The sequence below is a fragment of the Pseudomonas sp. B21-023 genome (assembly GCF_024749165.1).
In the GTDB taxonomy this organism is placed as follows: Bacteria; Pseudomonadota; Gammaproteobacteria; order Pseudomonadales; family Pseudomonadaceae; genus Aquipseudomonas.
Genome location: NZ_CP087190.1, coordinates 2138541 through 2153736, shown reverse-complemented (window position 1 = coordinate 2153736; position 15196 = coordinate 2138541). Strand labels below are relative to the sequence as shown.

At 66.4% G+C, this 15196-nt stretch carries 12 protein-coding genes; 9 read left to right on the top strand and 3 right to left on the bottom strand.

Annotated elements, in window-relative coordinates; genetic code table 11:
• The first annotated feature begins 79 nt into the window (after positions 1-79).
• The 6 genes from LOY42_RS09885 (at position 80) to LOY42_RS09860 (ending at position 4705) form a co-directional block, all read left to right on the top strand.
• Positions 80-856, top strand: coding sequence for a YqcI/YcgG family protein (locus LOY42_RS09885; RefSeq protein WP_102684103.1), 777 nt, complete (start codon positions 80-82; stop codon positions 854-856).
• 2 nt (positions 857-858) lie between these two features.
• The gene (locus LOY42_RS09880; protein WP_139670069.1) at positions 859-1491 is read left to right on the top strand and encodes a LysE family translocator; all 633 of its coding nucleotides are present in this window, start codon (positions 859-861) and stop codon (positions 1489-1491) included.
• A gap of 26 nt (positions 1492-1517) precedes the next feature.
• Positions 1518-2618 carry a hypothetical protein gene (locus LOY42_RS09875; protein WP_139670067.1) on the top strand — a complete coding sequence of 367 codons (1101 nt, stop codon included), beginning with the start codon at positions 1518-1520 and terminating at the stop codon, positions 2616-2618.
• 167 nt (positions 2619-2785) lie between these two features.
• Positions 2786-3451: a hypothetical protein gene (locus LOY42_RS09870; protein ID WP_102684100.1), complete on the top strand. Its 666-nt coding sequence runs from the start codon at positions 2786-2788 to the stop codon at positions 3449-3451.
• 126 nt (positions 3452-3577) lie between these two features.
• On the top strand, positions 3578-4201 hold the full coding sequence (locus LOY42_RS09865) for a ferric reductase-like transmembrane domain-containing protein (RefSeq protein ID WP_139670065.1): 624 nt from the start codon (positions 3578-3580) through the stop codon (positions 4199-4201).
• A 15-nt stretch (positions 4202-4216) separates the two neighbouring features.
• On the top strand, positions 4217-4705 hold the full coding sequence (locus LOY42_RS09860; RefSeq protein ID WP_139670063.1) for a DoxX family protein: 489 nt from the start codon (positions 4217-4219) through the stop codon (positions 4703-4705).
• A gap of 72 nt (positions 4706-4777) precedes the next feature.
• Here LOY42_RS09860 and LOY42_RS09855 read toward each other — a convergent pair whose 3' ends face one another.
• The 3 genes from LOY42_RS09855 to LOY42_RS09845 form a co-directional block, all read right to left on the bottom strand.
• Entirely contained in the window at positions 4778-7924 is a 3147-nt protein-coding gene (locus LOY42_RS09855; RefSeq protein ID WP_258600420.1) for an efflux RND transporter permease subunit, read from the bottom strand.
• A gap of 15 nt (positions 7925-7939) precedes the next feature.
• The gene (locus tag LOY42_RS09850) at positions 7940-9166 is read right to left on the bottom strand and encodes an efflux RND transporter periplasmic adaptor subunit (protein WP_258600418.1); all 1227 of its coding nucleotides are present in this window, start codon (positions 9164-9166) and stop codon (positions 7940-7942) included.
• A gap of 119 nt (positions 9167-9285) precedes the next feature.
• The gene (locus LOY42_RS09845) at positions 9286-10500 is read right to left on the bottom strand and encodes a TolC family protein (protein ID WP_258600416.1); all 1215 of its coding nucleotides are present in this window, start codon (positions 10498-10500) and stop codon (positions 9286-9288) included.
• 213 nt (positions 10501-10713) lie between these two features.
• Between LOY42_RS09845 and LOY42_RS09840 the strand changes: the two genes are divergently transcribed.
• The 3 genes from LOY42_RS09840 (at position 10714) to LOY42_RS09830 (ending at position 15092) form a co-directional block, all read left to right on the top strand.
• A complete protein-coding gene (locus LOY42_RS09840; RefSeq protein ID WP_258600414.1) occupies positions 10714-11934 on the top strand; it encodes a putative DNA modification/repair radical SAM protein in 1221 nt (406 codons plus the stop codon).
• Positions 11931-12773: a TIGR03915 family putative DNA repair protein gene (locus LOY42_RS09835; RefSeq protein WP_139670053.1), complete on the top strand. Its 843-nt coding sequence runs from the start codon at positions 11931-11933 to the stop codon at positions 12771-12773. Before LOY42_RS09840 ends, LOY42_RS09835 begins: the two co-directional genes overlap by 4 nt.
• Before the next feature lie 150 nt (positions 12774-12923).
• Complete coding sequence (locus LOY42_RS09830; RefSeq protein ID WP_258600412.1) at positions 12924-15092, top strand: TonB-dependent siderophore receptor; 2169 nt, start codon at positions 12924-12926, stop codon at positions 15090-15092.
• The last annotated feature ends 104 nt before the right edge of the window (positions 15093-15196 follow it).

Sequence of the window (15196 nt, the reverse complement as noted above, 5' to 3'; positions counted from 1 at the left end):
ACAATTATATATAACCAACCTGCACGGATATGACGAAAAAGTTTTATTAACGCTACCTTCGGATCTACCTGGGGAAATCATGTTTACGGGTTATGGAAACTGCTATCGCCTGGATGCGCTAGAGCTCGCCGACGAACATGTCCAGAACCGACACCACTGGACACACAAGACCATAGAACACTTCAAGGAAACCCTGGCCAACCCTGACTTCCCCTGCCTGTTCGGACGAAAGGCGGTCACGGCGCGCACCTGCCATATCGTCTTCGCTCGCGCCGCACGGCTGGCCGACGATATCGCCCTGGGCCTGGCCGACTACATCGCCACCATCGAGCCGATCCCGCTCAAGCAGCGCATCGGAAACCCGCTGCTGGTGTTTCTCGAAACGGCCCCTGACTCCTCGCTCGAGGCGCAGCAGGCGCTGGCCTGGGATGTGCTGCGCGAGGTCCACGCCCGCGACTCGCTGCCATGGCCCGAGGAGATCCCGCAGGACCCACATGACGCACGCTGGTCATTCTGCTTCGCCGGCATGCCGCTGTTCATCAACATGAGCTTTCCCGCCCATCGCCTGATGAAAAGCCGCAACCTGGGCCCGCACATTGCCTTCGTCATCAATCCGCGGGAGAGCTTCGACGAAGTGGCCAGCGCCAGCACCGAGAGCGGCCAGCGCATCCGTGCGCGCATCCGCGAGCGGGTGCGTCACTACAACGACGGCGTCATGCCCGAGACCCTTGGCTTCTTCGGCCAGGACGACAACTTCGAATGGAAGCAGTACCAACTGCAGGAGCCCGGTTCGCCGAGCCCGGCGCGCTGCCCGTTCCACACCCACGCAATGGCTGAACGCCCTACCGAGAACTGAACGTGAATACCGCACTGACCGCCACCTATGCCCTCACCGTCCTGCTGCTGATCGCCACGCCCGGCCCGGTGGTGGCGCTGATCGTCAATACCGCCGCCGCCTCGGGTTCGCGCAAAGCCCTGTTCACGGCGGTCGGCACCAACTGGGCATCACTGGTACTGATCGGCGCGGCCGCCTGGATCATCCTGACCAGCGCGGCCATCGACAAGACCTGGCTCAGCGGCATGAGCCTGCTGGGTTGCCTGTTCATCGGCTACATCGCCCTGGGCACCCTGCGCGAAGCGCTGCAGGTACCGGCCGAGAGCGCCGCGCAGGCCGCAACCGCTGTGCAACCGGGCCGTGGCGGCTTGCTGCAGGGCTTCATGGTCGGTATCTCCAACCCCAAGGACATCATCTTCTTCATCGCCTTCTTCCCGCAGTTCATCCAGATCACCGAGTCGTTCGGCAAGAGCATGGTGGTGCTGTCGCTGCTGTGGATCGCCATCGATTTCGCCGTGCTCAGCCTTTACATCTTCGCAATCGGCAAGATCGCCTCGCCGCGCAGCAACCGCCTGATCAGCTTGGCTTCGGGCGTCGCCCTGCTGCTGATCGCCGCCGTGGGCCTGGCCTACAACATCAGGGAACTGGCCGCCTGAGCCTGCCCCCACACCAAGGAGCGCCCATGACATCGACCGACAGCGCCAACCCCGGCAGCATGGGCACGCCCGACCCCCTGGCAGAGGACTACCAGCGCTTCCTGCAATTGGGCAGCCGCCGGGCGCCGCACACGTTGTACGTGCATGAACGCGGCTACCGTTCCGGCACCATCAACACCGACGCTTTGGGCATGCGCTACAGCCATTGCGCCGGCAAGCGCTTCTCGGTGGCCGAACGCGGCGGCGCGGCGCGGGTCAACCTGCTGGTAGGCGGTTCCACCGCCATGGGTATCGGCGCCAGCTCCGACGAGCACACCGTGGCCTCGTACCTGTCGATGCTGACCGGCGAGATCTGGCTGAACCTGACCGGTTGCGGGCTCAATGCCACGCAGGAACTGCTGATGTTCCTCACCCACCAGCACCGCTTTGGCCAGATCGGTCATGTGGTGGTGCTCAGTGGCCTCAACTCGCTGGCCCAGGAGGCCCTGGCCGAGGTACTGGCCGGCGCGCAGGATCCGCATCGGGCACAGGCCTATCAGGACTTTCTCAATCGCTTCAACGAAGGGGTGCAAGCTACCGGCGAGGCACGCCGCGAATCGCTCTGGCAACGCCTGGGCCAGGTTCTGGCGCCTGCGCGACAACCGCGCTGGCCGGACCTCGAGCCGCTGTCCAGTCCCGACAAGCGTCTGATCCGCGCCGCCGATTGCGTCGGCCGCACCCTGCGCCAATGGGATCGCCTGCTGGCCGACGGCCATACCACCCTCACCTTCATCCTCCAGCCGCTGCTGCCCTGGTGCCGCGAGGTCGTGCCCAGCGCCGAACAGGCCATGCTCGGCGAACTTGAGCGCCAGCCATCGAATTTTGATCGCCTGCTCGGCGACACCTTCGACAGCCAACTGCACATGGCCTTCTTTCGCCGTATCAAGAACCAGGCTGAGCCGGTGCCGTGCTATGACATGAACAGCATGCTCAGCAGCTCGCCGGTCTTCAGCGAACACCTGTTCGTCGACCGCCTGCACTTCAACGACCTGGGCAATAACGCGCTGGCCAAGGTGATCACCGCCAAGCTGGGGCTGGCCCAGGAAAGACAGGCCCTGCGCAAGGTCGCACCAATCAAGCTGGTCTGATGGCCGTACGCCGGGCTTTCGGGGAAGGGGCGCGGATGGATAGAATACGCTGTCGTCGCTCCTGATTTGCCCGAGGCAACCGCGTAACTGCCATGACCATCCCAGACGTTCCTTCGTTCCCGGCCCGCCCTCAGGGTCGCAGCCATCGCGCCAGCCTGGCCGTGGCGATGCCATTGCTGCTGGCCGCCGTCGGCACCCAGGCCCTGGAAGTGAACATCGACCCCCATGCCGACCTGCTTTACCGCCAGGCATTGCCCCTGCTGGAGCAGGCCGACAGCCAGGACGACAGCGCCAGCCCGCTGCGCACCGCCGTTGGCGACCCTGAGCTCAGCCGCCAGGGCCAGGCCATGGCGCACACACTGCCCACGGCCGTGGCGCTGCTGAAGAAATCCGTCGCCCTCGGCCACCCGGTGGCCCAGTACCGACTGGCGCTGTACTACACCACCTATCTGCCCGCCAACCAGATCGCCGAGGCTGCCTGCCCCTTGCTCGAGGCCAGCCTCAAGCAAGGTTTTGCCCCACCGGCGCTGGCTATCGCCCACTGGTGCGCACCCTACAATGCCAGCCCCGCCTACCGCGAGGCCCTGGAGGCAGTCCCGAGCATGGCCACCCTGTATGCCGCCTACTATCCGCAGCCGGCCACCCGCCTGGCGTGCAACCGCAGCAGGCCACAAGGCCTGCAGCTGCAGTGGGGGCGCCAGCGTGACTATCAGGCCGAGATCTACCGGCTGCTGGGCGAGCTGGACCCGCGCCAGCGCCAGGCCTACCTGCAAAAGGCAGTGGAGATCAACGGTTGCGCGGCGGCGCAGCAGCGCCTGACCAGTACCCGCTGAGCACCGCTACACAGCGATACATAACCCAGCCTCCCGCGACACACTGCCGATACGCCGCCCCCGCACACTTCCGGCCACACCGCGCGACGGCCCCCGCCGTCGCCAAGCACGCCGGGACCCTTGCCCATGAAAGTATTGCCATTGCCCACTGGCTGGAAGCTGTTCCACGCCCTCGCGGCATTGACCCTGCTGATGACCGCTCTGGTCATCGCCACCCATCCGTTCGGTGCCGACGGCTTGCGCAGCGCCATCCGCGCCACGGCACGCAGCTCCTTCGCACTGTTCCTGCTGACCTTCCTGGCTTCGACGCTGGTCACCCTGCTACCCGGCCAGGCCAGCCGCCAGCTGCTGCGCGAACGGCGCTACCTGGGCCTGGCCTTCGCCTTCTCGCACACCGTGCATGGCGTGCTGATCTACCTGTTTGCGCATCGCTACCCGGAGTTGTTCTGGGCCGGGCGCAGCGCCGTGGCGAACATCCCGGGCTCGGTGGGTTACCTGTTCATCCTGTTGCTGGCCCTGACCTCGTTCAAGGCACCGATGAGCGTGCTCGGTCCACGCCTGTGGAAGGGCCTGCACAGCACCGGCACCTGGGTGCTGGCGGCGGTGTTCTGCCTGTCGTTCTACAAGCGCGTCCCCATGGGCGGTTGGTACCCGCTGGCGTTCGCCCTGATGTTCGCCGCCATTACCCTCAAGCTCATCGCCAAGCAGGCCCAACGCTCACGCCGGGCCGCCACTGCCCTGTCGCACTGACACAAGGAGATCACCATGCTGACAAATACCCTGACTCGCCCGTTCATGGCCCTCGACCGGGCCGGTAGCTGGAGCGCCGACCTGCCGTTGCGCCTGTTCCTGGCCTGGGAGTTCTTCGAATCGGGCCTGGAGAAGTTCAATGGCGCCAACTGGTTCACCGACCTGCAAGGCAGTTTTCCGTTCCCGTTCGATTTGCTGCCAGCGGGCCTGAACTGGCAACTGTCGATGTGGGCCGAGCTGCTCTGCCCGCTGCTCCTGCTGCTCGGGCTCGGCACCCGCCTGGCCTCGGCGGTGCTGATGGTGGTGACCGTGGTGGCGATCGCGGCGGTACACTGGCCGAGCCAGTGGTCGAGCCTGGCGGAACTGGGGCGGGGGTATGCCATCACCGACCAGGGGTTTGGCAACTTCAAGCTGCCGCTGATCTACCTGGTGGCGTTGTTGCCACTGCTGTTGAAAGGTTCTGGAAGGTTGAGCCTGGACCACTGGCTGTGGCGTCGTCATTAAAGCATCGCGGGGCAAGCCCGCTCCCACGAAGTGAATGCCTTCGTGGGAGCGGGCTTGCCCAGCGACAGGGGTTCACGCAGTCTCGGCCTCATCGCGCCGATGGGCCCACTGGTACAACGCCGGCAGCACCAGCAAGGTCAGCGCCGTTGACGACAGGATGCCGCCGATCACCACCGTCGCCAGCGGTCGCTGCACCTCTGCACCGGTACCGGTGGCCAGGGCCATCGGGATGAACCCGAGCGATGCCACCAGCGCGGTCATCAGCACTGGCCGCAAGCGAGTCAGGGCGCCCTCTTCGACTGCGGCACGCAGGCCGCGCCCTTCCTCACGCAGGTTGCGGATGAAGGCGATCATCACCAGACCGTTGAGCACCGCCACGCCGGAAAGCGCGATAAAGCCCACGCCCGCCGAGATCGACAGCGGAATGTCGCGCAGCCACAGCGCCAGCACGCCACCGGTGAGGGCGAAAGGAATCCCGGTGAACACCAGCAGGCCATCCTTGAGGTTGTTGAACATCATCAGCAGCAAGGCCATGACCAGCAGCAGTGAGACCGGCACCACCACGCGCAAGCGCTCGGCCGCCGACTGCAACTGCTCGAACTGACCACCCCAGCGGGTCCAGTAGCCCGGTGGGATCTGCACCTGGTCGATCAAGGTCTGCGAAGCTTCCTCGACGAACGAGCCCAGGTCACGCCCGCGCACGTTGGCGCTGACCACCACCACGCGCTTGCCATCCTCTCGGCTGACCTGGTTGGGCCCCAACTGCAGGTTCAGCGTGGCCACCTGGGACAGCGGGATGAAGCCGATCTGCGCAGCGCCTGCGGCGGCACTGGCCGGCACCGGGATGAGCAGGCTCGCCAAGCCATCGACATCGGTGCGCAGCGCCTCGGACAGGCGCACCACCATGTCGAAACGACGGTCGCCTTCATAAAGGGTACCGGCAGTACGGCCCCCCACGGCAATGGCGATGGCGTCCTGCACATCGCCCACGTTCAGGCCGTGGCGGGCGGCCTTGTCGCGGTCGATATCGATGGTCAGCACCGGCAGGCCTGTGGTCTGCTCGACCTTCACCTCGGACGCCCCCGTCACTTGCTGCAAGCTGGTGGCGATCTGCGCGGCGGTGCGGTTGAGCACCTCCATGTCATCACCGAACACCTTCACCGCCACGTCGCTGCGCACCCCGGAAATCAGCTCGTTGAAGCGCAGCTGGATTGGCTGCGACAGCTCGTAGTTGCTGCCCGGCACGCTGGCCGCTGCCTGCTGCACCTCGGCGATCAGCGCGTCACGCGACTTGCCCTGGTCCGGCCACTGCTCGCGCGGCTTGAGCATCACATAGGCGTCGGAAATGTTCGGCGGCATCGGGTCGGAGGCGATCTCGGCGGTGCCCGTGCGGGCGAACACCCGCTCCACCTCCGGCACCCGCTCGATGATGGTCTTCTCCAGGCGCTGCTGCATGTCCACCGACTGCGACAGGCTGGTGCCTGGCACGCGCAGGGCCTGCAGGGCGAAGTCGCCTTCGCTGAGGCTGGGGATGAACTCGCTGCCCATGCGGCTGGCCAGCAAGCCGGACAGCAGCACCAGGGTCGCGGCGCCGGCAAAGGCCAGGTTGCGCCGGCCCAGCACCCACTCCAGCACCGGGGCGTAACGGCGGCGGGCAGCGCGCATGACCACGCCTTCTTCTTCCTTCACCTTGCCGGTGACGAACAGCGCGAGGGCCGCCGGGACAAAGGTCACCGAGAGGATCATCGCCCCCAGCAACGCCATCACCACGGTGAAAGCCATGGGGTGGAACATCTTGCCCTCGACCCCGGTCAGGGCAAAGATCGGCAGGTACACCACCATGATGATCAACTGCCCGTAGATCAGCGGCCGGCGCGCCTCGCGGGCGGCGGCAAACACTTCGTGGAAGCGCTCGGAACGGGTCAGCATGCGGCCATGATGCTGCTGGGCATGTGCCAGTCGGCGGATGGCGTTCTCGACGATCACCACCGCGCCGTCGACGATGATGCCGAAGTCCAGTGCCCCCAGGCTCATCAGGTTGGCGCTGACCTTGTTGCTGAACATGCCGGTGAAGGTGAACAGCATCGACAATGGGATGACCATGGCGGTGATCAGCGCCGCGCGGATGTTGCCCAGGAACAGGAACAACACCGCGATGACCAGGATCGCGCCTTCGATGAGGTTCTTCTTCACCGTGGCGATGGCCTTTTCCACCAGGTTGGTGCGATCGTACACGGTGATCGCCACCACCCCCTTGGGCAGGCTGCGGTTGATCTCCTCGAGCTTGGCCGCCACCGCCTGGGACACCGTGCGGCTGTTCTCGCCGATCAGCATGAATACCGTGCCCAGCACCACTTCCCGGCCGTTCTCGGTGGCGGCGCCGGAGCGCAGCTCCTGGCCCAGGCCGACCTGGGCCACGTGGCTGACGCGGATCGGCGTGCCGTCGACGCTGGAGATGACGATGCTGGCGATGTCCTCGGCCGAAGCCACCTGGCCCGGGGCACGGATCAGCAATTGCTCGCCGTTGCGTTCGATATAGCCGGCGCCGACGTTGGCGTTGTTGCGCTCCAGGGCGGCGACCAGATCGTTGAGGGTCAGCTTGTAGGCTGCCAGGCGCTTGGGTTCCGGGGCGATCAGGTACTGCTTGGCATGGCCGCCGATGCTGTTGACTTCGGCCACGCCCGGCACATTGCGCAGCTGCGGCTTGATGATCCAGTCCTGGATCACCCGCAGGTCGGTGGCGGTATAGGGCGTGCCGTCGTCCTTCACGGCGCCCTCCTTGGCCTCGACCGTCCACAGGAAGATCTCGCCAAGGCCGGTGGAGATCGGCCCCATGGCCGCCTCGATGCCCTCGGGCAACTGTTCGCGGGCCACCTGCAGGCGCTCGTTGACCAGTTGCCGGGCGAAGAAGATATCGGTGCCGTCATCGAAGATCACCGTCACCTGCGACAAGCCCGAGCGCGACAGCGAGCGGGTCTGCTTCAGGCCCGGCAACCCGGCCATGGCGGTCTCGATGGCGAAGGTGATGCGCTGCTCGGTCTCCAGGGGCGAATAGCCGGGCGCGGCGGTGTTGATCTGCACCTGCACGTTGGTGATGTCGGGCACGGCGTCGATGGGCAGCTTCTGGTAGCTGTGGATGCCCACGGCGGCCATCAGCACCACGGCGAGCATCACCACCAGGCGCTGCTCGATGGCGAATTGGATCAGGCGTTCGAACATGAAAAGCGTCCCCGGTCAGTGGCTGTGTTCGGCCGAGCCTTTGCCCAGCTCGGACTTGAGGACGAAGCTGCCGGCGGCGGCCACTTCGGTACCGGCGGCCAGGCCTTCACGGATCTCCACCTGGCCGGCATCACGCCGGCCCGGCTTGACCGGACGGGCCGCGAACCCTTCATAGGTGCGGGCGAACACCACGGTCTGCTCCTCCCAGGTCTGCAGGGCGCTTTCCGGCACCACCACCGCGGCGTCGAAGCGCTCAACGGTAACCGCGATATTGACGAACAACCCGGGGCGCCATGCGCCATTGGGGTTGGCCAGGGTGGCGCGCACGGTGGCGGCGCGGTTCTGCTCGCCGAGCAGGCTGCCGACGTAGTTGACCTTGCCCTCCACCTGGGCGCCGAGGTCCGGCGCGCTGACGCTGACGCCACGGCCACTGACCACCTTGTCCAGGTCGCGCGGGGCCACGGCGAAGGTGGCCCAGACCCGGCTCAGGTCGGATAGCGTGAAGGCATTGCTGGTCTCGTCCACCACCTCGCCCACGGTCAGGTGCTTTTCCACTACCATCGCGTCGAACGGTGCGCGCAGTTCGTAGCGGTTGCCCTTGCCGGCCGGCGCCACCGCGGCGACCTTCTGCCCGGCGTTGGCGGCGGCGATCTCGGCCTCCTGCAGCGCCTGTCGGGCCAGCAGGTAGTCCTGCTCGGCGCTGATGCGCTCCTGCCACAACTGTTTTTCACGCTCGAAGGTCAATCGCGCCAGCTCCAGGCGCCGTTGCGCAGCCTGCTGTTCGCTGCGCAGCTCAGAGATCTGCTGGCTGGCGATCACTGCCAGCACCTGGCCACGCTTGACCGCCTGGCCTAGCTCGGCCTGCACCGACTCGACCACGCCAGGAACCCGTGGTACTACATGGGCGGTGCGGTCTTCGTCGAAACGGATTTCGCCAGGGAAATTGATGGCAGTGCCCAAGGTGCGCGGGCCGGCGGTGGCCAGCTGCACACCGGCGGCCCGGATCTGCTCGGCAGTCAGGTGCAGTTGGCCCTCCTCCTCGCCATGCCCCTCGCCTGCGGACTCGCCGTGGCCGTGTCCGTCGTCCTTCTCTTCGTCATGGCCATGGCCGGCTTCGCCGTGGTCGTCGTGTTGGGCCTGGCCACCGCCGGCCTTGCCAAGGGTGCCGGTCCAGGCCGCGCCACCGAGGCCGATAACGGCCAGGGCGGCGGCGAGGATGGCGAGCTTGCGTGGGTTGGTCATTGTTGCTCCTGCTTGAAATGTCGTCTGTCAGATCGACGGTGAGCCGGCTCCCACAAGGGTTGACGCGGATCCGAGTGGGAGCCGGCTCGCCGGCGATAGGGCTGCGCAGCAGCCCCCGTTCACAGTCCTGTCGGAAGCTCGCCGTAGATGCGTTCCACCTGCGCTCGCGCATCGGTCGCCTGGGCCAGCGCGTCAAGGTAAAGCCCGCGCGCCTCGATCAACGTGCGCTGCGCATCGAGCACATCGAGGAAGGCGAACTTGCCCATCTCGAAGCCTCGGGTGGCGGTGTCCACCGCCTGCTGGGCGGCGGGCAGGATGGTGCGGTCATAAGCCTGCACCTCGCCCATGGCCGTGCCCCACTGGTCCAGGGCACTGCGGGTTTCACTGCGCAGGCGCAGTTCGACGGCGTTGCGCAGGTCACGGGCCTGGTCGGCGCGGCGCGCGGCGGCCAGTACGTTGCCCTGGTTGCGGTCGAACAGCGGCAGCGGCATGGACAACCCCACCACATTGACCCGCTCACGCGCCTCACGGCTGTACTGGCTGCCCAGGCTCACGGTCAGGTTGGGGATGCGCTGGGCCTTCTCGGAGCCCAGGCTGGCATCGCCACGCTCGATCTGCGCCGCGGCCAGGCGCCATTCGGCGGTCTGCTCGACCGTGGCCAGCAGGCGTTCGGCCTTGGGCGCCGGGCCTGGCGAGAGCGAGCTGGCGTCGAGTCGGTCGAAGCGGGCCTCGGCACTGCCCGTCAGACGCGCCAGGGTCTGGTTGGCCACGCCACGTTCGGTGCGCGCCCGACGCACCGCCGCCTCGGCCTGGGCCAGCTGGACCTGGGCGCGGGTGGCCTCCACCGGCGAGGACTGTCCGGCTCGCACCCGCCCTTCCACCACCCGCAGGCCACGCTCGGTCAGCGCCTGCGACTGTTGCGCCAACTCCAGCGCGGTCTGTGCCCGCAAAGCGGCATGGAAGGCCTGGATCACATCGGCACGCAGGCTGTTGCGCTGACGCTCGAGCTCCAGCCGGGCGATCGCCTGGCCGGTCTCGGCCACTTCGATCCGTGCACCGCGCTTGCCGCCCAGTTCCAGGGCCTGGCTGAGGGTCACGGTGGTGGTGCTGGTGTCGCGGCGGGTGTCCTCGACCTCCCAGGACAGCTCGGGGTTGGGGATCAGCCCGGCCTGGCGGCGCTCGCCTTCGGCGATGCCGATCTCACGGCCGATGGCGGCGAAGTCCGGGTTCTGGGCAAAGGCGGCGTCGAGCGCCTGGTCCAGGCTCAGGCCCTCGGCGCCGGCAGGGCCGGCCAGCAACAGGCAGAGCAAGGCGATCTTGCGGGGGATGGGCACGGCGGAAGTCCTCGTCGACAAGCGGCGGAATGCTTTGGCGAGGGACTTTAGGGAGCCTTGGTTATCTGGGGAGTGGCGTGAAGATTACAATTCTGTAATCGAGCGCTCGGGCGTTCCACGGGGGACTTGGCAGCGCCTGGCCGATCAGAAACCCTTGCCATCAGACCAATCCCGAAATACTGTATGAATATTCAGTATTCAGCGAACCACTCCATGCAACTCATCGCCAAACTCGGCATCCTTGCCGACGCCGCCAAGTACGACGCGTCCTGCGCCAGCAGCGGCGCGCCCAAGCGCAGCTCGCGCGGCCGCGACGGCCTCGGCGCCACCGATGGCATGGGCATCTGCCACAGCTACACCCCCGATGGCCGCTGCGTGTCGCTGCTCAAGGTGCTGCTGACCAACTTCTGCCTGTACGACTGCCAGTACTGCGTCAACCGCCGCTCCAGCAACGTGCCCCGGGCACGCTTCAGCCCCGAGGAGGTGGTGCGCCTGACCCTGGATTTCTACCGGCGCAACTGCATCAGCGGCCTGTTCCTCAGCTCAGGCATCATCCGCTCGGCCGACTACACCATGGAGCAACTGATCCGGGTGGCGCGCCTGCTGCGCGAAGAGCATGCCTTTCGCGGTTACATCCACCTCAAGACCATCCCCGACGCCGACCCGCTGCTGATCGAGGAGGCCGGGCGCCTGGCCGATCGGCTGAGCGTGAACATCGAACTGCCCACCGACGCCAGCCTTCAGCGCCTGGCCCCGGAAAAGCGCGCCAGCACCATCCGCCAGGCCATGGGCGTGATCCACCACGGCCAGCAGGCCGTCGCCGGCGAACCACGGGCACCACGCTTCACCCCCGCCGGGCAGAGCACTCAGGTCATCGTCGGCGCCGACGCCACCGACGACAGCACCTTGCTGCGCAACGCCGAGTCGCTGTACCAGGGCTATGGACTCAAACGGGTCTATTACTCCGCCTTCAGCCCGATCCCCGACAGCCCCTCCAGCGTGCCCCTGGCCGCGCCGCCGCTGCTGCGCGAACACCGCCTGTACCAGGCCGACTTCCTCCTGCGCGGTTACGGCTACAAGGCCGGCGAACTGCTGGGCGAGACCGGCAACCTGGCCCTGGACATCGACCCCAAGCTGGCCTGGGCGCTGGCCAACCGCGAGGTCTTCCCGCTGGACGTCAACCGCGCCGAACCGGCGTTGCTGGCGCGCATCCCCGGTATCGGCCTGCGCAGCGTGCAGCGCCTGGTCACCCTGCGCCGGGAGCGGCGCATCCGCTACGACGACCTGATCCAGTTGCGCTGCGTGCTGGAGAAGGCCCGCCCGTTCATCGTCACCAGTGACTACCGCCCGGCCCAGGCCGAGCTGCGCAGCGGCCTGCTTCGGGCCCGCCTGCGTGAACCTCAGGCGCCCGTGCAGATGGGGCTGTGGGGATGATCGCGCTGGAGTGCGGCGATGACTTCGCCACCTGGCGCGACCAGGCCCGCCAACTGCTCGGCCACGGCATCGACCCGGCCACGGTGACCTGGGGCCAGACCTGGATGGATGACTTGCTGGCCGTGCCCACGCCCCTGCCCGCAGGCCCCGGCCCGTTCCACGCCCGAGTGCCAGCGGCGCTGCTGGCCCAGCTGGAACAGGCCGGGCGCTACCGCGGCGAGCAGCGCTGGAACCTGTTGTACGAGGTGCTCTGGCGCGTCGCCCATGGCGATCGCACCGCGATGCTGGCCGGCGACCGCCTGGGCAGCGAGTTGCAACGGCGCATCCGCCAGGTCGGACGCGAGGCTCACCATCTGCATGCCTTCGTGCGCTTCGTGCCACTGCCCGAGACGCTGGCCGAGCAGCTGCAACTGGACCTGGTGGCCTACCACGAACCCGCGCATGACATCCTCGACAGCGCCAGCGCGCACTTCGCCGAACGCCTGGGCCGCCAGCGCTGGCTGATCGCCACGCCCCACGACGGCATCCGCTACGACGGCGCGCAACTGGACTACCGTCGCAAATGCCCGGAAGACTGGCGGCAATGGGCGCGCAACGCCGACGACCCCGGGGCCGAACTGTGGCTGGCCTACTACCGGCACACCTTCAACCCTGCCCGGCTCAACCCTGGCGCTCTACGCCAGCATCTGCCCGGACGCTTCTGGCGTCATCTGCCCGAGGGGCCGCTGATCCCCGAGCTGGTGGGCCAGGCACGGCACGGCAAGCAACGCGATGGCCAAGCGCTGGAAATAGGTCGACAACAAGGTAAACGGATTGGCCCAGGTAGCGCGGACCGGTAGCCACGAAAGCCGGAGAAACAATCCATTCGAATAGAAAATTGTGAAAATCTCATCATTTTCAATGCATCCACCCTGTTCTTGACCGGGCAATCCCGACATACTTATTGCTAATCGTTCTCATAAGCACTAGCAATAAGGATAAAGCTCGGCATGTCATCGCTTCCCTTGACCCACCGTTTCGCGCCAACCCGCAACCTGCTGGCCATGGCCATCTGCATGGCGACCGTCACGCCCGCGCTGGCAGCCGAACAGGCCCCTGCCGTGATCGAGCTGGGCGCCACGGCTATTGACGACAGCAGCCTGGGCAGCACCACCGAGGGATCGAAGTCGTACACCACCGGTGCCATGTCCACCGCCACCAAGTTGCCGCTGACCATGCGCGAAACGCCCCAGGCGGTAACGGTGATCACCCGCCAGCGCATGGACGACCAGGGCATGACCAGTATCAACGACGTGGCCAGGTACACCCCGGGCCTGTTCCTCAACCAGTCCAACGGCCCAGGCCGGCAGACCTACAAGGCCCGTGGCTTCGACGTCGACAACATCATGTACGACGGCATCCCCAGCGCCTACACCGGCTGGGTGGTCGGTGCGCAGCCGAACCTGGCGATGTTCGACCGGGTGGAAGTGGTACGCGGCGCCACCGGCCTGGTCACCGGTTCCGGCACGCCCTCGGCGGCGATCAACCTGGTGCGCAAGCGCCCGCTGGCGGAGCAGAAAGTCACCCTCACCGGCGCCGCCGGCAGCTGGGACAACTACCGCGGCGAACTGGACGCCTCCAGCCCGCTCAACGACAGCGGCACCCTGCGCGGCCGCGTGGTGGCCTCGTACCAGGACGCCAACGGTTTCCGTGACGGCCAGCAAGAGGACCACGGGCTGTTCTACGCGATCACCGAGGCCGACCTGAGCGAAGACACCACCCTCACCCTCGGCCTCTCCCACCAGAAGGACAAGACCAACGTGTTCTGGGGCGCGATCCCCACCGCCCTCGACGGCCATCACCTGGACCTGCCACGCTCCTACAACCCGGCCACCGACTGGGAGGTCAAGGACCAGGAGATCAATACCCTGTTCGCCGAAGTGCGCCAGCGCCTGGCCAATGACTGGAAGCTGCAGGTCAACGCCACCTACAGTGAGCAGAACGCGCTGTTCCGCGGCTCCTACCAGTCGCGCTGGGACCTGGCCAAGCCGCTGAGCCGAACGGTCTACCAGTCGGCCCACGACGAGAACCAGCTGGGCCTGGACACCTTTGCCAGCGGCCCGTTCGAGGCGTTCGGTCGTACCCACGAGCTGGTGGTCGGCGCCAGCAAGCGCATCTACGACATGAGCGAGCGCAACTACAGCCCCTACGACATGGACTACCCCATCGACGGCGGCAAGCCCGACTTCCTGCACACCAGCAGCAGCCGCTACCTGATCAACCAGGAAGGCGTGTACACCACCACTCGCCTGAGCCTGGCCGACCCGCTCAAGCTGATCCTCGGTGGGCGCCTGGACTGGTACGACTACGACAAGCGCGGCAGCAACGATGGCGACTACAAGGTGACCCGCAACGTCACCCGCTATGCCGGCCTGATCTACGAGCTGGACCAACACCACTCGGTCTACGCCAGCTATACCGATATCTTCCAGCCACAGGACAGCCAGGACAGCAGCGGCACGCCGGTACGGCCAATCGAAGGCAAGAACTACGAGGTAGGCATCAAGGGTGAATACTTCGATGGCGCGCTCAATGCCAGCCTTGCCGTGTTCCGCATCGACCAGGAAAACCGCGCGGTCGAGGTGGACGACAAGAGCGTCTGCCGAGCGGGCCAGTTCACTTGCTACGAAGCCTCCGGTGAGGTGCGCAGCCAGGGTATCGACTTCGAGGTGCAAGGCGCGCTGACCGAGCAATGGCAGATCGGTGCCGGCTACACCTACGCCCGCGTGCACACCATCAAGGACGCCAAGAACCCCGCCAACGTCAACAAGCCGCTGTCCTCCGACACCCCCGAGCATCAGCTAAAACTGTTCACCACCTACCGCTTCCAGGGCCCGCTGGAAAAACTGCGCGTCGGTGGCGGCGTCACCTGGCAGAGCCGCATGTACAACGACTTCAGCGTGGCCGATGGCGGCCGCTACCGCCTTGAGCAAAGTGCCTACGCGGTGACCGACCTGATGGCCGGCTACGCGGTCAACCAGCACCTGGACCTGCAGCTCAATGCCAACAACGTGTTCGACAGGAAGTACTACTCGTCGATTTCCAGCTCGGTGAACTATGGGGGCGACACCTTTGGCGATCCACGCAACCTGATGCTGACCGCCAAGTACAGTTTCTGACCTGCTCAGGCGCAGGGATGCGCTTGATACCAAGATTGAACGCGGACTTTGTGGGCGCTGCGCTACGCCGCCCCCACAGATCCGCGCCAGGATTCGCTATACGC